Origin of the sequence: Mangrovivirga halotolerans (assembly GCF_026241165.1) — a bacterium.
Classification (GTDB): domain Bacteria; phylum Bacteroidota; class Bacteroidia; order Cytophagales; family Cyclobacteriaceae; genus Mangrovivirga; species Mangrovivirga halotolerans.
The window spans coordinates 123,184-144,237 of the sequence record NZ_JAPFQN010000001.1 but is presented as its reverse complement, the minus strand read 5'-3'; the positions used below and the strand labels follow the sequence as shown (position 1 = coordinate 144,237).

The following is a 21,054-nucleotide window of genomic DNA, read 5'->3' as shown; positions in this document are numbered from 1 at the left end:
TTATTATTTTTGAAAATATAGTTTGAATAAATCTGTTTTTAGCACTTTATTACGTATTTTTGAACGTTTGTATAATTCAAAATTTATATAATTTTGGCAGAAAAAGGAAATAGTTACTCGGCCGGTAATATTACAGTTCTTGAAGGACTGGAAGCTGTAAGAAAAAGACCAGCGATGTACATTGGTGACGTTGGTGTAAAAGGTCTTCACCATTTGATTTGGGAGGTTGTAGACAACTCGATCGATGAAGCGTTAGCCGGGTACGCGAAAAATATATCAGTTACTGTTCACAAAGATAATAGTATCACCGTCGAAGATGATGGGCGTGGTATTCCTGTGGATATTCACAAAAAAGAAAATAAGTCTGCGCTAGAGGTTGTAATGACTGTATTGCACGCAGGTGGTAAATTCGATAAAGACACTTACAAAGTATCCGGTGGTCTTCATGGGGTAGGGGTGTCTTGTGTGAATGCACTTTCGGCAAACCTCAAGGCGACTGTTCATCGGGATAATAAGATATACACTCAAAGCTACGAGCGTGGGGTTCCTAAAACACAGGTTGAGTCTATCGGAGATACGGAGCTTTCAGGTACTACCATCTGGTTCAAGCCTGATACGGATATCTTTATTGTTTCGGAATATAAGTACGAAACAATTGCATCACGTCTGAGAGAACTTGCGTACTTGAATGCAGGTATCAAGCTTCAATTGACTGATGAGAGAGAAACTGATGACGATGGTAATTACCTTCATAGCGAGTATTTCTCTGAAGGCGGCCTTCAGGAGTTTGTTGAGTATCTTGATGAGTCAAGGGAAAAACTTATCCCTGCTCCGATTTATATCAATAAAGAAGACGGAGAGGTGCCAGTTGAAGTATCTCTAAGTTATAATACTTCTTATTCTGAAAATGTTATTTCTTATGTGAATAACATTAACACGATTGAAGGTGGTACTCATATTGCCGGTTTCAGAAGAGCTTTAACAAGAACTTTAAAAGGTTATGCTGACCGATCAGGTCTTCTTGAAAGAGCAAAGGTTGAGATTACAGGTGATGACTTCCGTGAAGGATTAACAGCTGTTGTTTCTGTGAAAGTTGCAGAGCCTCAGTTTGAAGGACAGACTAAAACAAAACTTGGTAACTCAGATGTGTCGGGATTTGTAGATAGTGCTGTTTCTCAAATTCTTTCTGATTATCTGGAAGAAAACCCAAAGGAAGCAAGAGCTATTGTTCAGAAAGTTATTCTTGCTGCACAAGCTCGTCAGGCCGCTAGAAAAGCAAGGGAAATGGTACAAAGGAAGAATGTACTTACTTCTACCGCCCTTCCTGGTAAGCTTGCCGACTGTTCTGAAAAAGATCCTACTATATGTGAATTATACCTTGTGGAGGGAGATTCTGCAGGTGGTTCGGCTAAGCAAGGTCGTGACAGGGGATTCCAGGCAATTCTACCGTTGAGAGGTAAGATTCTTAATGTGGAAAAAGCTCAGGAGTATAAAATTTACGAAAACGAAGAAATTAAAAATATTATCACAGCGCTTGGTGTATCGTTCGGAACGGAAGAGGATAAAAAAGCGCTGAATATGCAGAAATTAAGGTATCATAAGGTTATCATCATGACGGATGCCGACGTTGATGGTTCGCACATCCGAACACTTATCCTTACTTTCTTTTTCAGATATATGAGAGATCTTATCGAAAAGGGATATCTCTATATTGCACTTCCACCACTTTACCAGCTGAAAAAAGGTAAAGATGTTAGATACTGCTGGTCTGAAGAACAACGAGTTCAGATCGTTCAGGAATTAGCAGGTAACGGTAAGGAAGAAAATGTAGGAGTTCAGCGCTATAAAGGTCTTGGTGAAATGAATCCGGAGCAGCTTTGGGAAACTACCATGAATCCTGATAATAGGGCGTTAAACCAGGTTACCATTGATTCAGCAGCAGAAGCTGACCACCTTTTTGGTGTATTAATGGGCGATGAAGTAGCTCCTCGAAGAGAGTTTATCGAGAAAAATGCTAAATATGCTAATCTCGATGTATAATTGATGAAAATAAGACATTAATTCGTAATTTAAAGCCCCACTCAAATGGGGCTTTTTTTTGTTCACTGAAACCCGACCTACCAATGGCAACTATTCATTCTAAAAAGATTGAAGAGTTAATACAGGAATCTAAATATATCAGCCGCGACCTTAGCTGGCTGCAATTTAATTATCGAGTTCTGGATCAAGCCCGAAAGGATGATAGAACCCTGATTGATCGTTTGAAATTTTTGGCAATAACCAGTTCGAATCTTGATGAATTTTTTATGATCAGGATTGGGAGTTTATACAATTATATAGACTTCGGGAAGGAAAGAATTGATTATTCCGGATTAAGCGAATATCCTTTCAGAGATAAATTATTCGATGAATCTCATAAGTTCTTTAATCTTCAGATGAAGACTTATACTAAAGAATTAGCCCCGAATTTTAAAGATTATGGCATAAAAGTTCTCAAATTTAACGGGCTCCATAAAAAAGAAAAGGAAAAGGTGACTGATTACTTTAAGGAAACGGTGTTTCCAATGTTAACTCCGATGACCTATGATGGTATGCATTCTTTTCCTATCCTCATGAATAAGGTTCTGATCTTTGGAGTGGTGACTCAAAGTAGTGGTAATGGTATTCAAATGAGTAAAAAGAATACTTCACGAAGTAAAATTTCTTTTATCCAGATACCGAATAACCTGCCACGTTTTTTTGAGATCAGAAGAGAAAGGGAGATCGTTTTTATTCCAATAGAAGAGATTGTCAGAGAACATATTAGCTGGCTATTCAGAAATGTCGAGATCATTTCGGCTGACTTGTTCAGGTTAACTCGAAATGGTGATTTCACACTTGAGGAAAGCGATGATATTGAAACCAATTTCTTAGATGAATTAAAGAGTAAGCTTAAAACCCGTCAAACCGGGAGGGTAGTTCGAATTGAGGTGGAGGCGAAGTATAATAAGAATTTACTTAGATTTCTTAAGAAAAGATGGAATCTGGAGGACTTTAATATTTTTAAAGCTCCTGCCGGAGGATTAATAGATTTCACTAGTTTCTGGCAGATCATAAAGCATAACGAGTTTAAGCATCTGCTTCCGAAATCACCACCTCCAAGGGATCCAATCAACTATCATGCACGTGAAAATGAGGATCTGATGGAAGTACTTAAGGAAAAAGATGTTCTGTTGCATCATCCATATAATAGTATAAGTCCGTTGATCGAATTACTTGAACGATCGGCCGAGGATCCTCAGGTACTGTCTATTAAGATGACAATATATCGTCTTGCTAAAGACAGCCGGATAGTTGAAGCCTTATTAAAAGCAGCAGAGAATGGGAAAAACGTTGCTGTCCTTTTCGAAGTTAAAGCAAGATTTGATGAAGAAAACAATATCAGGCAGGCTAACAGGCTTAGAAAAGCAGGATGTTATGTTATATATGGTCTGAGTGCCGTTAAAACCCATACAAAATTATTAAATATTGTCCGCCAGGAAGGTAAGAAAGTAACCAGCTATGTCCATCTTGCCAGTGGTAATTATAATGAGGATACTGCCACTTTATACACTGATATAGGTATTTTAACAACGAAAAATGAATATGCCCATGATGTATCTGAATTCTTTAATGTGATTACAGGACATTCGGTACCTGGCGGTTATGAAACTCTGTTAACAGCCCCGAGAGACATGAGGGAACAGTTAATATCATTGATACGCAATGAAGCTGAAAATGCTAAAAAAGGTGGTGAATCAGGCATCGTTATCAAAATAAATTCACTGCAGGATGATGTTATAATAGATGAGCTTTATGAAGCTTCAAAAGCAGGAGTGCCTATTCGATTAATTGTGAGAGGTATTTGCTGTCTGAAGCCTGGAGTGAAAGGTTTATCAGATAATATTAAAGTAATTTCTATAGTAGGTAATTATCTGGAGCATTCTAGAATTTACTATTTCCATAATTCAGGGGATCCTAAGTTATATGGTGGTAGTGCGGATGTAATGGTAAGGTCGCTTGATAGGAGGTTAGAATCGCTTTTCCTTATCAAGGATGATGTGATAAAAAATTACCTTATTAATGTTCTGTATTATAATTTGATTGATAATGTCAACTCATATAAAATGAACAGCGATGGTACTTACATTATGAAGCAGCCTTCAGATAAAGAAGAAATAATAAGTGTTCATGAAGCTTTTTATAATCTAACCGAAGAAAAGCTTGAGGAAGTAGACTTGTTGAGTATTTGATATGAAATTAGCTGTAATTGATATAGGCTCAAATGCAATCCGTTTCCAGGTGAATACTGCCAAGGTATTCCGCGGTTTAGTTTATAGTAAGAAGCTTGAGTATGTCAGGTTTCCTTTGCGCCTTGGAAAGGATGTGTTCAAACATGGCCGGATTAAAAAAAAGAAAGTTGAAAAATTCGTAGAGTTGATGTCTGTATATAAAAGCCTGATGGATCTGTACGAAGTAGATGATCATATGATCTGTGCAACATCAGCTATGCGGGAAGCAGATAACGGACCTGAAATTGCAAAAAAAGTGAAGGAAACTTCGGGTTTGAAGATAAAAATAATCGATGGTGATGAAGAGGCATCCATGATCAATAATGCTTTAAAGCAATATATTGCAGATGGCATGGTAATTCACGTGGATGTTGGTGGAGGTAGTACCGAGTTGAATATATATAAAAACAGGAAAAAGATAGTTGCACATTCATTTAAACTAGGTTCAGTTCGTAGTCTAGGCCATCATGATAATCCGAAAACATGGGAAAAGATACACTCGTGGATTGGGGCTCAACTAAAGAATTATAATAAAAAAGGTCTTCCTGTTTCAGCAGTAGGCACAGGAGGGAATATTAATAAGATAAGGGATATTTCAGAAGGTGGTGAAAAAGGATTTGTAACTACCGATCAAATCAAAGAAGTTAAATCCAGACTTTCTGAAATGACCTATGAAGAACGAGTGTATTTGTTGAATCTCAACGAAGATCGTGCTGACGTGATTTTACCGGCTGCTGATATTTACCTGGCTGCAATGGAATGGTCAGGTGCTGATCAAATGGTCGTACCTACAGTAGGGCTTAAAGATGGAATGATTCAAAAGTTGATCGATAAATATTTTGAGGAAGAAATGGCCTTAAAAATATAAAAAATTGTTATTAATGATTTTAATAGAATGACTAAGGCATTAAAAATCTCTTAAAAGTTTTATTATTTCCTTATCATTTGTTTATTTTGTTATTGCTTATCAAGAAAGACTGAGGGATTGGGCCCTGCGAAGTCTTAGCAACCTTGGTTAAACTTGGTGCTACTTCCCATCTCGGCCAGACCGGGAAAAGATAAGTTTCAAGCCTGCCTGAAACTCTTTCTTGATAACTAAGTTTTAAATAAGAAAGAGTGGATATAAAACTAGCATTAAAAAAACGAATATTGATTCTCGATGGAGCCATGGGTACCATGATTCAGCGATATAACCTCGATGAAGAAGATTTCAGAGGCGAGAGGTTTAAGAATCACAAATCTTCATTAAAAGGTAATAATGACCTTTTAAGCATTACCCGTCCGGATATAATTGAAACCATTCACAAGGAGTACCTTGCAGCTGGAGCCGATATTTTAGAAACTAATACTTTTAGTAGTACTTCGATCGCCCAGGATGATTATAACCTTAGTGAGATTGCTTACGAACTTAATTATGAGTCAGCGAAAATAGCTAAAACCGCTGCAGATGAATTTACCAGGGCTAATCCTGAAAAACCCCGTTGGGTGGCGGGGTCAGTAGGGCCAACTAATAAAACAGCCAGCCTTTCTCCTGATGTTAATGACCCGGGCTTTAGGGCAGTTTCTTTTAATGATCTTGTTAAAGCATATAAAGAACAAATTAAAGGTCTTGTTGAAGGTGGTTCTGACGTTTTATTAATCGAGACAGTATTTGATACTCTTAATGCCAAAGCAGCCCTATTTGCTGCTCAAGACTATTTTGATGATGGAGGAAGAACTGTTCCAGTAATGGTTTCAGGAACGATAACCGATGCTTCAGGACGAACATTGAGCGGTCAGACCACTGAGGCTTTTCTTGTATCTGTCTCTCATGTTGACCTTTTATCAATAGGCCTTAATTGTGCTCTGGGGGCCAAACAATTACGTCCTTATTTACAGATATTGGCCAAAGAATCGACTTTTGCCGTTAGCGCACACCCTAACGCAGGATTACCTAATGAATTCGGCGCTTACGATCAGACTCCGGAATCGATGAAAAATGAAGTGGAAGTATTTTTAAAGGAAGGCCTCCTGAATATTCTGGGAGGTTGTTGTGGCACAACGCCCGAACATATAAAACAACTTGCTTTATTAGCTGAAAAATATCAGCCAAGAAAAGGAAGTGAAGAAAAAATACCTGTTTAATGAGTGAAAATAATTTTACATATAAGCCATTGAGATTAAGTGGCCTGGAGCCATTGTATGTTACTCCGAATGCTAATTTTGTCAATATTGGAGAAAGGACGAATGTGACTGGTTCCAGGAAATTTCTTCGTTTGATCAGGGAGGATAAATATGAAGAAGCGCTGGATGTTGCCCTTGATCAGGTAAGAGGAGGAGCCCAGGTTATAGATGTCAATATGGATGAAGCCATGATTGACGGGAAAGCCGCGATGGTCAAATTTTTACATCTCATGGCATCGGAGCCGGAAATTGCAAGGATCCCTGTAATGATCGATTCTTCTAAATGGGAGATCATTGAGGCTGGTTTGCAATGTATCCAGGGAAAAGGCATTGTGAATTCCATATCATTAAAAGAGGGGGAAGAACAATTTTTAGAACAGGCCAGATTGATTAAAAAATATGGTGCTGCTGTAGTTGTTATGGCATTTGATGAAGATGGACAAGCAGACAATTATCATCGGAGAATTGAGATCTGCGAAAGATCCTATAAGCTGCTTACTGAAGTAGCTGATTTTCCAGCAGAGGATATAATTTTTGATCCGAATATTTTTCCGGTAGCTACGGGTATGGAAGAACACCGGAGAAATGCTTTAGATTACTTTGAAGCTACAGCATGGATCAAGCAACATTTGCACGGAGCGAAAGTGAGCGGAGGAGTCAGTAATGTTTCATTTAGTTTCAGGGGAAATAATAAAGTCCGGGAAGCTATGCATGCTGCTTTTTTATATCATGCAATTAAGCATGGAATGGATATGGGAATCGTGAATCCTACAATGCTTGAAGTTTACGATGAAATACCCGATGACCTTCTGGAAAGAGTTGAGGATGTTTTACTTGACAGGAGGGAAGATGCAACAGAGCGGTTACTTGATTTTGCAGAGACTGTTAAAAACGATAAAAGAGAAGATAAAAAAGCGGAAGAGTGGCGTTCCGGAACGGTAGAAGAACGGTTATCTCATGCTCTTGTAAAAGGGATAATCGATCATATCGAAGAAGATACAGAAGAAGCTTATCAGAAGCTTGGCAGACCTTTATTAGTTATTGAAGGGCCTTTAATGGACGGAATGAATATAGTTGGAGACCTATTTGGTTCCGGTAAAATGTTTCTTCCGCAGGTAGTAAAGAGTGCAAGGGTTATGAAAAGGGCCGTTGCCTATTTAACACCTTACCTCGAAGCAGAAAAAAAGGCCAATCCTGATCAGAAGCCTAAGGCAAAAATCCTTTTGGCCACAGTAAAAGGAGATGTGCATGATATTGGTAAAAATATAGTTAGTGTTGTACTTGCCTGTAATAACTTTGATGTAGTTGATCTGGGAGTGATGGTTCCTGCTGAAAAAATTCTTCAGGCAGCAATTGATGAAAAAGTAGATGCAATCGGCCTAAGCGGGCTTATTACTCCTTCATTGGATGAGATGGTTCACGTCGCCAAGGAAATGGAAAGGTCAGGTTTTGATATGCCTCTTTTAATCGGCGGAGCAACAACTTCCAGAATCCATACGGCTGTGAAGATCGACCCTCATTATTCAGGTATTGTTACTCATGTGCTGGATGCAAGCCGATGTGTTTCAGTATGTAGCAATGCTCTTTCCGATGAAAGGAAAGACGAGTTTAAGCAGAACCTGAAAGAAGAATACGCAAAAGCAAGAGCTGACCATGCCAGTAAAAAACAGATCAAAAAATACATTTCTTATGAGGAAGCAATTCTGAATGCAGAACGGCAGGATTGGGAAGCATATGAAACTCCCCAGCCAAATAAAATCGGCACATTTGTGTTTAATGATCTCAATCTTGAAGAGTTGATTCCATATATTGACTGGACGCCTTTTTTCTCTGCATGGATGCTGAAAGGCAAATTTCCGCAAATATTAAATCACGAAGTAGTTGGTGTCGAGGCTTCTAAACTGTATTCTGATGCCCAGGATATGCTTGCAGAAGTAATTGAAAACCGGGGCCTGAAGGCTCATGGTGTAGTTGGTATATATCCTGCCATCAGAACCGCTGCAGATACGGTCAGTGTTATGGATGAATCAGGAAAGCCTCATTTTGATTTTGAATTTCTGCGTCAGCAAGGTCAAAAGGGTAAGGGATTGCCTAATTTATCATTAGCAGATTTTATATCTCCTTCTGAAGCCGGTAAGACTGATTATATCGGTGGATTTGCCGTTACAGCTGGTGATGGAATTGAAGATCTTATTAAGGAATACGAATTAGATGATTATAAACAAATAATGATAAAAGCATTAGCTGACAGACTTGCTGAGGCTTTTGCTGAATATTTACACGAAAAAGTCCGTAAAGAAATTTGGGGCTACGCAGTTGGAGAGAGTTTTGAAAATGAGGAGCTAATAAAGGAGAAATATATAGGGATAAGACCTGCTCCAGGATATCCGGCTTGTCCCGATCATACTGAAAAGATCAAGCTTTTTGATTGGCTCAAAGTGCCAGAAAATACCGGCATTACTTTGACCGAAAGTATGGCTATGTATCCTACTGCTGCGGTTTCTGGTTATTATTTCAGTCATCCTGAATCAAGATATTTTGGTCTTGGGAAGATCGAAAGAGATCAGGTTGAAGAATATGCAAAAAGGAAGGGATGGAATATAGAAACCGCCGAAAAGTGGTTGGCACCAAATTTAAATTATGATCCGGAAAAACTGGTTATACAAAATTAAACTGAAGGCATTTTTACATATACAATATGAAAGTTACTGAGCATTTTGAGAAGGCTGATAAAACACTTTTTACTTTTGAAATTCTACCGCCACTAAAAGGAGAGAATATACAAAAGCTTTACGATCATTTAGATCCCCTGATGGAATTTAAGCCTCCATTTATCGATGTTACTTATCACAGAGAGGAGTTTACTTATAAAAAGCGAGAAAATGGACTTCTTGAAAGACAAGTGATCAGAAAACGACCTGGTACGGTAGGTATATGTGCTGCGATAAAAAATAAATACAATGTAGATACGGTGCCTCACCTGATTTGTGGTGGATTTTCAAAAGAAGAAACTGAAAATGCATTGATAGATCTTCATTTTTTAGGTATAAATAATGTTTTGGTGCTTCGCGGTGATGCAATGTCAAGTGAACCAAAATTTAGAGCTGAAGAGCACGGCCATAATTTCGCCTCTGAGTTATTGGAGCAGGTTAAAAATATGAATGATGGCATTTACCTTGACGAAGACCTGACTAATGCAGAGCATACTGACTTCTGTATTGGTGTAGCAGGATACCCGGAAAAGCATTTTGAAGCTCCAAATATGGCCACAGATTTAAAATACCTCAAATTAAAGGTGGATATGGGTGCTCAATATATCGTCACTCAAATGTTTTTTGATAATAAGAAGTATTTCAAATTTGTTGAGGATTGTAGGAAAATGGGTATTAATGTTCCTATTATTCCAGGGTTAAAACCAATTACTACCTTAAATCACCTGAGTTCATTACCGAGACATTTTTATATAGATTTACCGGATGACCTGGTAAATGAAGTTGAAAAATGTAAGAATAATGCCGATGTCAGGGAAGTAGGGGTAGAATGGGCTATTCAACAATCGAAAGAATTATTGGAATTCGGAGTTCCCAGTTTGCATTTTTATAGTATGGGTAAGGCAGAACCGGTAAGAAGGATCGCTTCAGCTTTATTTTAGTCAGTATGGTTGTAGGTTGAAATTGCTTATGCTATTTTAGAAAGAAAAAATGCAAATTGTAGAGTGCCCGAGAGATGCCATGCAAAGCTGGCATTCATTTATCCCTACGGAGAAAAAAATACAATATATAAACCAATTATTAAAGGTTGGATTTCATACTATTGATTTCGGCAGTTTTGTTTCCCCAAAGGCAATACCTCAGATGAAAGATACAAAAGAGGTTTTGTCACAATTGGATCTGTCAGACACCAGTTCAAGGCTTCTGGCTATTGTAGCAAATGTGAGGGGAGCAAATGATGCGGCGGAATTTGAGGAGATTGATTACCTCGGATTTCCTTTATCTTTATCAGAAACCTTTCAATTAAGGAATACAAATAAGACTATTCAACAAGCTAAAGATAGCCTTCGGGAGATTCAGGATATTTGTAAGAAAACCGATAAAACATTGGTGACTTATTTATCTATGGGCTTTGGGAATCCTTATGATGACCCTTATAATGCAGATTATTTATTGCAATTCACAGAAGAATTAAGTGAGATAGAAGTTGAAATCGTTAGTTTAGCTGACACTGTAGGAAGTGCGAAGCCTGATGATATTGAATTTGCATTTAAGAACACGATCAATTCATTTCCTGATATTATTTTTGGAGCACATTTTCATAGTACTCCTGATAATGCTGAAGAGAAAATTAAAGCAGCATATGATGCCGGATGTCGAAGATTTGATGCAGCAATGAAGGGATTTGGAGGGTGTCCCATGGCTAAAGACGACCTTACAGGCAACATCGCTACAGAGACTTTAATGAAATTTATTGATAAAAATGACGTGGATATAAATATCGACCATACTCAGTTTCAGGCTTCAGAAGCAATGGCGAGTAAGATATTTATATAAAAGGTTAGTAGAAGCACTTTAACCTTACATCATCGTTTTATAACATTAGGTCACTATTTGTATATTAAAGGTATATACTTGTACCTGGTCAATAAAACAAACTTTTTTATGAAAAGACTAACTTACTTTTTAATAATCGTTCTAACTGCGTTTAGCCTTCAGGCAAGAAATAATAGCGCTAAAGAAATCACTGAAGAAGGAATGAAGTATTTTGAAGCCCGCAATTACAGAGAGGCTTTAAAACTTTTTAATAAAGCGATCGAGGTGGATGAGAATTATGATCCTGCATATTTTAATCGTGGAAAGGTTAAGAAAATTCTTCAGGATTATAAAGGAGCGATGCTTGATTTTAACAGGGTAATTGATATTAACTCTGAAGCACATGAAGCCTATTATGAAAGGGGTGGTGTTAAATTTGAAATGCAGGATTACTACGGCGCTATTGCTGATTTCACGAAAGCAATTGAGTTAAACCCGAGTTTTGTTGATGCTTACTATATGAGAGGTCAGGCCAAACTTGAGCTTGAAGCTTATAAAGATGCAATAAATGACTGCTCGAGAATTATCGAGATGGAACCAAAAAACCCGGATGCTTATTATCTAAGAGGTGTTCTTAGAGTAGAATATGGGCAGAAAGAGGATGGATGTCTTGATTTAAGTAAGGCGGGTGAACTTGGTGACTTCAACGTTTATGAAGTGATCAGAGAAAAATGTAACAAATAAAGTAATTTGTAATTCAGTATAAACAAAAGCCGCTTTATAGCGGCTTTTGTATTTTAAAGGGTGAAGGTTTTTCCGGGGAGTGCTTTAATGACTCCCTGTAATTCCAGAGATAATAATATAGAAGCCATTTTGGGTAAAGGAACCTGACTCATCCAGCTTAGTGCATCTACATGCAATCCATCCGGATTGTCTTGAAGAACCTTAATAAGTTGTCTTTCCTCAGAGCTAAATAAGGAAAGGTCAATTGCTTCAGGAATAATTTTATTTTGAACTTCATTAATATCCCAATTTAACGCTTCGATTATATCAGTAGCTTTCGTGACTATTGCTGCAGTATTTTTTCTGATTAATTCGTTACATCCTGTGCTATAATTTGAAGTAAGGTTTCCCGGTATAGCAAAAACTTCCCTGCTATAACCCTGAGCCAGATCTGCTGTGATAAGTGCTCCACCTTTAGCAGCAGCTTCCACAACTAAAACCGCATCAGCGATACCAGCTACTATTCTGTTTCTCATAGGGAAATTATGATGATCAGGAAGAGTGCCCGGAGGATACTCTGATAACAGACACCCATCTTTAATCATATCTTTGGCTAACGTTTTATGAGAAGCTGGGTAGATCATATCCAGGCCATGGCCTAAAACTCCAACCGTAGGTATATTGTTGGTCATAGAGGCTTTGTGTGCTTTAGCATCTATACCTTTGGCTAATCCACTGATGGTTAATATTCCTTTTTGGCCGGCAAGTTCCCTGATAATTTTTTCTGTTATTTGAAGACCATAAGAAGAAGCATTTCTTGTTCCGACAACTGCAAGGGCTTTTTTACTTTTAAGGGTATTGAAGTTGCCTTTATAATATAGAATTAATGGCGCATCAACGCATTCTTTTAATCTGAGAGGATAGTCATCGTCATAAAAAGAACAAATCCCAATTTTCAGTTTATTACATTTTAAAATTAGATCCTCAGCTTTTTTAAGGGCATTTTCTTTCGCTTCGGTGGTAATCCTTTTAATAAATGCGTCACCTATCCCGGGTATGCTTTTTAGTTTGCCTCTAGGCATAAAAAACAACTTCTCAGCAGAACCCAAATAGCTGATTAATAGTTTAGCTGTTTTTGAACCGATACCAGGGATATACTGCAATGCAATAACATATTGCAGGTTATCCTTCATAAATAAAAATTACTTTAGTCAATAAATCTTAATCCAGTTTCCTTTTTAATTCAGTTAGAAATTCACGAATGTCTTTCAACTTTCCGATCACTTCCAATTTGGAAACTATTTGTTGGTTGTTATTTTTTAAAGCATCTTTTGCCCCTTGCAAGGTATATCCTTTTTCTTTTACAAGGTGATAGATCATTTTAATGCTTTCTATATCTTTTTTAGTGAAAATCCGGTTGCCTTTTTTGTTTTTTTTAGGCTTGATCACGTCAAATTCAGATTCCCAGAATCGAATGAGGGAAGGTGCTACATTGATTATTTCAGCAACTTCTCCGATTGAAAAATATTTTTTTTCTATTTCTTTTTCCTTATACGGCACTATTTGAAGATCTTTTTATCCGGTTTCTAAAATCCAAAATAAGTAATTTTTCCTGAATCATCAATGAATATTTTTGATTCGGGAAAATCTTCTGCCGTTAGTTGCTGTAACCTTCTGATTACTCGTTTGTCTGGATCTATCTTTGGAATTCCCCGGCCTTCCTGAATTATTGGAACGATATCGCCATATAAAAACTCCCCATTCCTGGTTGTGTAAACTTTTACTAATGGGGCTATTCCGTTTACTCCTCTGAGATTGAATCGATTGTAAGTAGCAAAGTTTCCTAGAGAATAAGAAATGAATCGATTATTGTATACTTCTAGTGCTCTGGTAACATGTGGGCCATGACCAAATACTATATCAGCCCCATTGTCGATTACCCAATGAGAAAATTTGTAAACATTGCCTCGGTTTTCTCCATAAAAAGTTTCAGTTTCCCTGGTAACATGCTCGTGTTTTGACCCTTCAGCTCCACCATGGAAACTTACAATGACAATATCATTAAGGCTATCGAGATGTTGGATTATTCTTGCGGCAGCTTCATAATCAGTTATGCTCTGAGTAGCAGTATTAGGGGCAAATGCAGCAAAGCCATATTTGATGCCATCTTTTTCAAACATAGTATACGGTTTCACAGACTGACCTGCATGATGTATTCCATATTGATCAAGTGTCTTCATTGTAGTCAATCGACCGGTATTACCAAAGTCACCAGCATGGTTGTTGGCGGTACTCATCACATCAATACCTGCATCGACAAAATGTTGAGCATAATATTCCGGAGATCTGAAAAGGTAGCATATACTCGGATCTTTACAATATTTAGGTTCACCACCCTCATCAAGTAATACACCTTCTAAATTTCCAAAAGTAATATCCGCATCCTTTAGATATTCTTTGACATAAGCCAATTGATATTTTCCGCTATCAGAAGGGAGATATTCTGGTTTTGGAAAATTAGTGCCGATCATGATATCACCTACACCAATGACGCTAATTGTGTCGAGAAGAACATTGATCTCATTAGCTGCATACTGAGCTTTTATTAGAGCCTCGTTATTGTTCAGTGCTAAGTTGCCAAGAAGAAACGGAGTCTCGGTCAGATCTTTTTTCACTATGGGTGCAGGAGGTGTAATTCGTTTACTTCCTGCACAGGATGATAATAAAACAATAAGAACTGTAAAAATTATTAAAAGCTGGTTTTTCATAATTTGATGCTGAATGAGTTTAAAAAAAAGCAACACATTAAATAAAGGTGTGTTGCTTTAAAATATTGTATTTGACTATCTATTACCCAAGTGACTGGTTTTCGATAGATGCAAGGTCAAGTAATTTTTGATATTCTTCGTCGGTTACATCCATGATCATATATAAGATCGGATCGACTTTTTTACCATCTTTCATGATTTCATAATGACAGTGTGGAGCTGTTGAACCACCGGTATTACCAACTTTCCCGATAGTTTCTCCCCTAATCACTTTTTGGCCCACTTTTACAGAAATTGTCTGCATATGGGCATATCGGGTTTTAAATCCATATCCGTGATCGATCTCAACATAATTACCATAACCGGTTCTTTTATTTGATCGCACGACTCTGGATATTTTTCCATCGCCTGTGGAGTAAATAGGGGTGCCTCGTGGAGCAGAGAAGTCTATTCCCCAGTGCATTTTACGAACTTTATAAATCGGGTGCATTCTCAAACCATATCCTGATGCAAGCCTTGTAAGTTCCTGGTTTCGGATTGGCTGTATAGCGGGTATACTCGCCAGCATTTTATTTTTATTTTCTGCAAGTTTCTCAATCTCATCGAAAGACAGGGACTGCGCATACATTTCCTTATTAAGCTTATCAATCTTCTTTCTGGTATTTGAAAGTACATCCGGCAGATCTAATTCTCTGTATTTTTTATATCGATCGGCACCACCCATTCCCATTTCACGGATTGAAGATGGTAGCGGATCGGCTTCCATAATCTGCCTGTAAATTCTTTCATCTCTCTGTTGCAGGTAAGCCACATAGTCTCTTTGCAGGCTTATTTCTCTCTGCCAATTAGTCAGAGAATCCCTCAAAGCACGGTTTTCCTGCTTTAAAATTTGCTCTTTAGGAGAGTCAAAGATAAAAAAGTATGCTAGTACGAGTCCAAAAGCGATCAATACTGAAACGAACATGAAACCCATAAAATTCAGCACCACATCCCATGTTGACACTTTCACACGCTCATACTTACAAGTTTCTGTGTCGTAATAATATTTTATTCTAGCCATTTGTCGTATACAATTTTAAAACTTGTATTTTTGCCCGACATGTTAAATAATGATTAACAGAATCGTTGGTCAATTAACGGTAACGGCAAATATCGGTAAAAAATAATGAAATATTAAATTAGATTATTGCCAAAAATCTATTAATGTACGATTTTATAAAAAATTAAAGGTAATTCATGAATTCCGCAGAAATCAGGCAGCAATTTTTAAATTTTTTCGAGGGAAAGCAGCATAAAATAGTTCCTTCTGCACCAATGGTAGTAAAAAATGACCCTACCTTGATGTTTACTAACGCGGGGATGAACCAGTTTAAAGATTACTTTCTGGGAAATACAGATCCTCAGGATAAACGGGTAGCTGATACCCAAAAGTGCTTAAGAGTATCAGGAAAGCATAATGACCTGGAAGAAGTCGGTATGGATACCTATCACCATACCATGTTTGAAATGCTTGGTAACTGGTCTTTTGGAGATTATTTCAAGAAGGAGGCCATTGCATGGGCATGGGAATTGCTGACCGAAGTTTATAAACTGCCAAAAGACAGACTTTACGTCACTGTTTTCGGGGGAGATAAAGATGATAACCTTGATTTTGATAAAGAAGCTTTTGATCACTGGAAGGATTGGATAAGCGAGGACAGAATTCTTTCAGCTGGAAAAAAAGATAATTTCTGGGAAATGGGAGATACTGGCCCGTGTGGTCCATGTTCTGAAATTCATATAGACCTGAGATCTGATGATGACAGAAAACAAAAGGAAGGCAAGGAACTAGTTAATGAAGACCATCCTTTGGTTGTGGAGATATGGAATCTGGTTTTCATGGAATTTAACAGGAAAGCTGACGGTTCCCTTGTCGATCTTCCTAATAAACATATTGATACCGGGATGGGATTTGAAAGACTTTGTATGGCGATTCAGAACAAAGCTTCAAATTACGATACCGATGTCTTCATGCCACTTATTAATCATTTGGAGAAAAAAGCCGGTGTGAAATATGGTTCTGATGAAAAAACAGATATTGCTGTAAGGGTTATTTCTGACCATATCAGAGCAATTTCGTTTGCTATCGCTGATGGACAGTTGCCTTCAAATAATAAGGCAGGATATGTTATCAGAAGAATATTGAGAAGAGCGGTCCGATATGGTTATACTTTCCTTAATTTTTCATCTCCTTTCTTGTTTGAGCTAGTAGATGTTTTAGCAGAGCAATTTAAAGGAGTTTTTTCAGAGCTTGAACAACAAAAGGCTTTTGTCAGTAAAGTGGTAAAAGAAGAAGAAGCAAATTTTCTTCGTACACTTGAAAATGGCCTTAAGCGTCTGGAGCAAATAACTTCCAGTCTAAATAAAGGTGATGTTATCAGTGGAAAGGCGGTCTTTGAGCTTTATGATACTTACGGTTTTCCGGTTGATTTAACAGCTTTGATCGCAAGAGAAAAAGGTTATTCTATTGATGAGCCTGGATTTGAGGCTGAGATGAAGATCCAGAAGGATAGATCAAGACAAGCTGCAGTACAGGAAAAAGGTGACTGGATGGTGGTAGAAGAAGGAGAGGAAGTAACTTTTACCGGTTATGAAGAACTCGAAACGACATCCAGATTATTAAGATACAGGGAAGTAAAAGATAAAAAGAATACTATATATCAATTGGTATTTGAAAAGACTCCGTTTTATGCTGAGTCTGGTGGACAGGTAGGAGATAAGGGTATCGCAATTGGTGCTGATGAAAAGATCCCTATTTTTGATACGAAAAAGGAAAATGATCTGATTATCCATTTTTCTAAAAAGCTTCCTGAAAACCTTAATGCGCAATTCGAACTTAAAGTGGATAGAGAAAAAAGAGTGAAGACAATGAATAATCACTCCGCTACACACTTGCTACATGCAGCTTTAAGAAAAGTTCTGGGAGATCACGTTCAACAGCGTGGGTCATTAGTATCGCCAGAGGTATTAAGATTTGATTTTTCTCATTTTCAAAAAGTAACAGATGAAGAAATTCGTGAGATTGAGAAAATTGTCAATGATAAGATCAGGGCAAATATTGAGTTAAGCGAAAAACGAAATGTACCGATAGAAGAAGCTAAAGAAGCCGGTGCTATGGCGTTGTTCGGTGAAAAATACGGTGATTTTGTTCGGGTCATTACTTTTGATAAAGATTATTCAGTAGAGCTTTGTGGTGGAACACACGTTCCATTTACAGGACAGATCGGACTTTTTAAGATCATATCAGAAGGTTCAGTAGCAGCAGGAGTAAGAAGGATAGAAGCGATTACTGGTTCTGCAGCTCAGGAATATATAGAAAAGGAACTTCAACTTTTAAATGAAGTAAGAGAGTTGCTTAAAAATCCTAAGAATCTCGTTCAGGGATTGACAAATGTGATCGAAGAAAGGAACAAGCTTTCAAAAGCAATGGAAGAAGCTAATAAGGAGAAAGCCCAATTAGTTAAAAAACAACTTTTCGAGAAGATCGAAGAGAAGAACGGAATGAATATTCTTACTGAGAAGGTTTCATTACCTGATGCTGACTCTTTAAAGAATCTGGCTTTTCAACTTAAAAATGAACACGGACCTATCATAGCTGTGATCGCTGCAGATATTGCCGGTAAGCCACAGATCGCTGTTGTGATCAGTGAAGAACTTACTAATGATGAAAGAAACGCCGGCCAGTGGGTCCGTCAATTAGCTAAAAATATCAAAGGTGGAGGTGGCGGACAGCCATTTTTTGCTACAGCCGGAGGAAAGGATGTCAGTGGGTTGGATAATGCTGTAAATGAAGCCAAAAAACTGATTCAGGAAAAAATATAATTCTTATGGAGATTTCCGGACAACAATATGAGCCTGTGATCGGACTTGAGGTCCATGTTCAGTTGAACACAAAAAGTAAAATATTTTGTGATGATCCGGTGAAATACGGTGCTGATCCGAATACATTAGTGAGCCCGGTTTCTCTGGCCCATCCTGGTACTTTACCCGTGGTAAACAGGGCTGTATTGGGTAAAGCAGTAAAGTTAGGCCTGGCTTTAGAATGCAAGATTGCTCAAAAAATGTATTTTGACAGGAAAAATTATTTTTATCCTGATTCTCCAAAAGGTTATCAGCTTACTCAAGACAGAACTCCTGTTTGTAAAGGCGGTGGTGTTAATATAAAAACGGAATCCGGTGACAAATTTGTTTCGCTCGATAAGATTCATATGGAGGAAGATGCCGGGAAATCGATTCATGTTGAAGGAGAAGATTTCTCAAAGATCGACCTCAACAGGGCCGGAACCCCTTTGTTAGAAGTGGTAACTAATCCATGTATGTCCACTTCAGCAGAAGTGGCCTTATTTTTAAACTACTTACGAAGACTCGTTCGATGGCTGGATATCTCCGATGCCAATATGGAAGAAGGTTCATTGCGTTGCGATGCTAATGTGTCGATTAAACCGGTGGGATCTGAAAAGCTTGGCAACAAGGTCGAAATTAAAAATATGAATTCCGTCAGGAATGTCCAGAAAGCGATTAATGCTGAAATAAAAAGGCAGGCAGAGCTTATTCGATCAGGTGAAACTGTAATCTCAGAAACAAGGTTGTATGATCTTGAAAAGAATCAGACGCGAGCCATGCGAACCAAGGAAGCATTAAACGACTATCGTTATTTTCCGGACCCTGATCTTTCAGAAATCGAACTTTCAGATAGCTTTATTAATGAGATTAAAAGTGCAATGCCTGAATTGCCTGAAGAAAGAGAACAAAGATTTATAAACGAATATGGCATTGAGTTGGAAAAAGCTCGGATAATCTGTGAAGAAATATCTCAGGCGAAATTTTTTGAATCAATGTTGAAGGAAAATATAGATCCAAAGGTTGCTTCAAACTGGTTTGTTGGACCGGTGAAAGGTTTTATAAATCAAAATAGCGAAATCAAGCTTGAAAATATAAACCCAAAGGCTCTTAGCTCGTTAATCGAATTAAGTACTTCTGGTAAAGTAAATCAGCATGTAGCAGTGCGAGAACTTTTACCAGAGGTGATGGTAAATGGCACTAAGCCTGAGAAGTTGGCTGCGGAGAAAGGTTTACTTATTGAATCTGATGAAAATGAATTATTAGATTGGGTCAATGAAGCTATTTCTCAAAATCCTGAAAAAGTAACAGCCTGGAAAAATGGCAAAAAGGGCTTGTCAAAATTTTTTATGGGTGAAGTAATGAAGAAAAGCAAAGGTAAAGCTGATCCCAGACAAACAATTTCCTTGATAGAAGAACAATTGAAAAATCAATAAACAACTTATGAAGCTATTAAAATTTAGTTTTATTCTATTTTTATTAACTGCAATAATTTCTTGTAATGAAACCGGAAATGATACTGAAGAATCAAACGGTAAATATTCAGGGAAAGTACAGGGAGAGATAATAAATGGAAGTGCTGTTGCACAGGTTACTGTTTCAAGGCAGGAGAATAACAGATTCATTGTAATCGATACTCTGCAAGTTGATGAAGATGGTAATTTCGAAGGAACATTGACAGTATCTCAACCTGCTTTTGTTGCTTTTAATTTTGGTAATAACGAACAAGTTTTTATTCCATACGATGGTGATGATATAGAAATGTCTATCGATATGGATAATCCAAAAGAATCAGTTAAGATAGAAGGCTCAGACGACTATAATTATTATAATGAGGTTAGTGAGATGGTCAAAAACTTCCAGATGGAAAACAGGAATCTCATGCTGGCTTATCAAAAGAATGCATCAAAGAAAAATATGCAAGCAGCTGATTCTCTAGCTGAAGTTATTAGAAAGAAGCAAAAGGGATTTCAAGAAGAATTAAAAAATAAGATAAATGATATCCTTCCTTCAATCGTAGGTATTGAAGCTGCAAGATTATTACCTGTTGGTGAAAATGTGGATTTCATGAGAAATTTAGTGGCCAAATATGAAGAGGCCTATCCTGATGCTGATTTCTACATGCCATTTAAGGACCAGGTGGGTAAGGAAGCTAAACTCGCAATTGGAGCTGAAGCACCTGATTTTGCATTACCAACGCCAGATGGTGATACTGTTAGGTTAAGTGATTTCAGAGGAGAATACGTGCTAGTAGACTTTTGGGCTCAATGGTGCAAGCCATGCAGGATGGAAAATCCAAATGTTGTGGCTGCTTATGATAAATATAAGGGTAAAGGATTTCAGATTCTTGGAGTTTCATTAGACAGAAGCAGAGATAAATGGCTGCAGGCAATAGAAGAAGATAATTTGACCTGGACACAGGTTTCTGAATTGTCTGCAACACAATCAAAAGTTGCTGATTTGTATAATATTACAGGAATACCATTTAGTATTTTAGTTGATCCGGAAGGAAAGATTGTGGCTAAAAATCTTCGTGGACAATCACTTCACGATAAGCTTTCAGAGATATACGATACGGAATAACAAAGAATATAATTTAGATGTGAAGGTGGGGTGAGAACTCCACCTTTTTTTGTGCTTTATCTCTTTTGAATAAAATATGTTTTTAAGGTGGAATAAAATTTG

Annotated in this window: 15 protein-coding genes and 1 riboswitch; of the genes, 11 read left to right on the top strand and 4 right to left on the bottom strand. The window is 37.6% G+C overall.

Annotation, left to right across the window (positions count from 1 at the left end; all coding sequences use genetic code 11):
• Window positions 1-93: 93 nt before the first annotated feature.
• The 8 genes from gyrB (at window position 94) to OO013_RS00530 (ending at window position 11,743) form a co-directional block, all read left to right on the top strand.
• A complete protein-coding gene (gene gyrB, locus OO013_RS00565; protein WP_266054569.1) occupies window positions 94-2,040 on the top strand; it encodes a DNA topoisomerase (ATP-hydrolyzing) subunit B in 1,947 nt (648 codons plus the stop codon).
• An 83-nt stretch (window positions 2,041-2,123) separates the two neighbouring features.
• Window positions 2,124-4,271, top strand: coding sequence for a polyphosphate kinase 1 (ppk1, locus tag OO013_RS00560; RefSeq protein ID WP_266054567.1), 2,148 nt, complete (start codon window positions 2,124-2,126; stop codon window positions 4,269-4,271).
• 1 nt (window position 4,272) lies between these two features.
• On the top strand, window positions 4,273-5,178 hold the full coding sequence (locus tag OO013_RS00555) for a Ppx/GppA phosphatase family protein (RefSeq protein ID WP_266054566.1): 906 nt from the start codon (window positions 4,273-4,275) through the stop codon (window positions 5,176-5,178).
• A 93-nt stretch (window positions 5,179-5,271) separates the two neighbouring features.
• A riboswitch (SAM riboswitch) is annotated at window positions 5,272-5,375 on the top strand.
• A 102-nt stretch (window positions 5,376-5,477) separates the two neighbouring features.
• A complete protein-coding gene (locus OO013_RS00550) occupies window positions 5,478-6,434 on the top strand; it encodes a homocysteine S-methyltransferase family protein (protein WP_266054715.1) in 957 nt (318 codons plus the stop codon).
• The gene (gene metH / locus OO013_RS00545) at window positions 6,434-9,145 is read left to right on the top strand and encodes a methionine synthase (protein WP_266054565.1); all 2,712 of its coding nucleotides are present in this window, start codon (window positions 6,434-6,436) and stop codon (window positions 9,143-9,145) included. The genes OO013_RS00550 and metH overlap by 1 nt, the downstream gene beginning before the upstream one ends.
• A 26-nt stretch (window positions 9,146-9,171) precedes the next feature.
• Complete coding sequence (metF, locus tag OO013_RS00540) at window positions 9,172-10,125, top strand: methylenetetrahydrofolate reductase [NAD(P)H] (RefSeq protein ID WP_266054564.1); 954 nt, start codon at window positions 9,172-9,174, stop codon at window positions 10,123-10,125.
• A 49-nt stretch (window positions 10,126-10,174) separates the two neighbouring features.
• Window positions 10,175-11,020: a hydroxymethylglutaryl-CoA lyase gene (locus tag OO013_RS00535; RefSeq protein ID WP_266054563.1), complete on the top strand. Its 846-nt coding sequence runs from the start codon at window positions 10,175-10,177 to the stop codon at window positions 11,018-11,020.
• 108 nt (window positions 11,021-11,128) lie between these two features.
• A complete protein-coding gene (locus tag OO013_RS00530) occupies window positions 11,129-11,743 on the top strand; it encodes a tetratricopeptide repeat protein (RefSeq protein ID WP_266054562.1) in 615 nt (204 codons plus the stop codon).
• A 53-nt stretch (window positions 11,744-11,796) separates the two neighbouring features.
• Here OO013_RS00530 and dprA read toward each other — a convergent pair whose 3' ends face one another.
• From dprA to OO013_RS00510, 4 genes are all read right to left on the bottom strand, one after another.
• The gene (gene dprA, locus OO013_RS00525) at window positions 11,797-12,915 is read right to left on the bottom strand and encodes a DNA-processing protein DprA (protein WP_266054561.1); all 1,119 of its coding nucleotides are present in this window, start codon (window positions 12,913-12,915) and stop codon (window positions 11,797-11,799) included.
• A gap of 28 nt (window positions 12,916-12,943) precedes the next feature.
• The gene (locus tag OO013_RS00520) at window positions 12,944-13,282 is read right to left on the bottom strand and encodes a MerR family transcriptional regulator (protein WP_266054560.1); all 339 of its coding nucleotides are present in this window, start codon (window positions 13,280-13,282) and stop codon (window positions 12,944-12,946) included.
• A gap of 26 nt (window positions 13,283-13,308) precedes the next feature.
• On the bottom strand, window positions 13,309-14,490 hold the full coding sequence (locus OO013_RS00515; protein WP_266054559.1) for a CapA family protein: 1,182 nt from the start codon (window positions 14,488-14,490) through the stop codon (window positions 13,309-13,311).
• A gap of 82 nt (window positions 14,491-14,572) precedes the next feature.
• Window positions 14,573-15,550 (bottom strand): M23 family metallopeptidase, encoded by a 978-nt coding sequence (locus tag OO013_RS00510; RefSeq protein WP_266054558.1) that lies wholly within the window; start codon window positions 15,548-15,550, stop codon window positions 14,573-14,575.
• Between the two features lie 176 nt (window positions 15,551-15,726).
• Here OO013_RS00510 and alaS point away from each other — a divergent pair, with 176 nt between their 5' ends.
• From alaS to OO013_RS00495, 3 genes are read left to right on the top strand one after another with little or no spacing between them, the layout of a single operon-like run.
• The gene (gene alaS, locus OO013_RS00505; protein ID WP_266054557.1) at window positions 15,727-18,351 is read left to right on the top strand and encodes an alanine--tRNA ligase; all 2,625 of its coding nucleotides are present in this window, start codon (window positions 15,727-15,729) and stop codon (window positions 18,349-18,351) included.
• A 5-nt stretch (window positions 18,352-18,356) separates the two neighbouring features.
• Window positions 18,357-19,805, top strand: a complete 1,449-nt coding sequence (gatB, locus tag OO013_RS00500; protein WP_266054556.1) for an Asp-tRNA(Asn)/Glu-tRNA(Gln) amidotransferase subunit GatB — start codon at window positions 18,357-18,359, stop codon at window positions 19,803-19,805.
• Window positions 19,806-19,812: 7 nt separating this feature from the next.
• Entirely contained in the window at window positions 19,813-20,952 is a 1,140-nt protein-coding gene (locus OO013_RS00495; protein WP_266054555.1) for a peroxiredoxin family protein, read from the top strand.
• Window positions 20,953-21,054 lie beyond the last annotated feature (102 nt).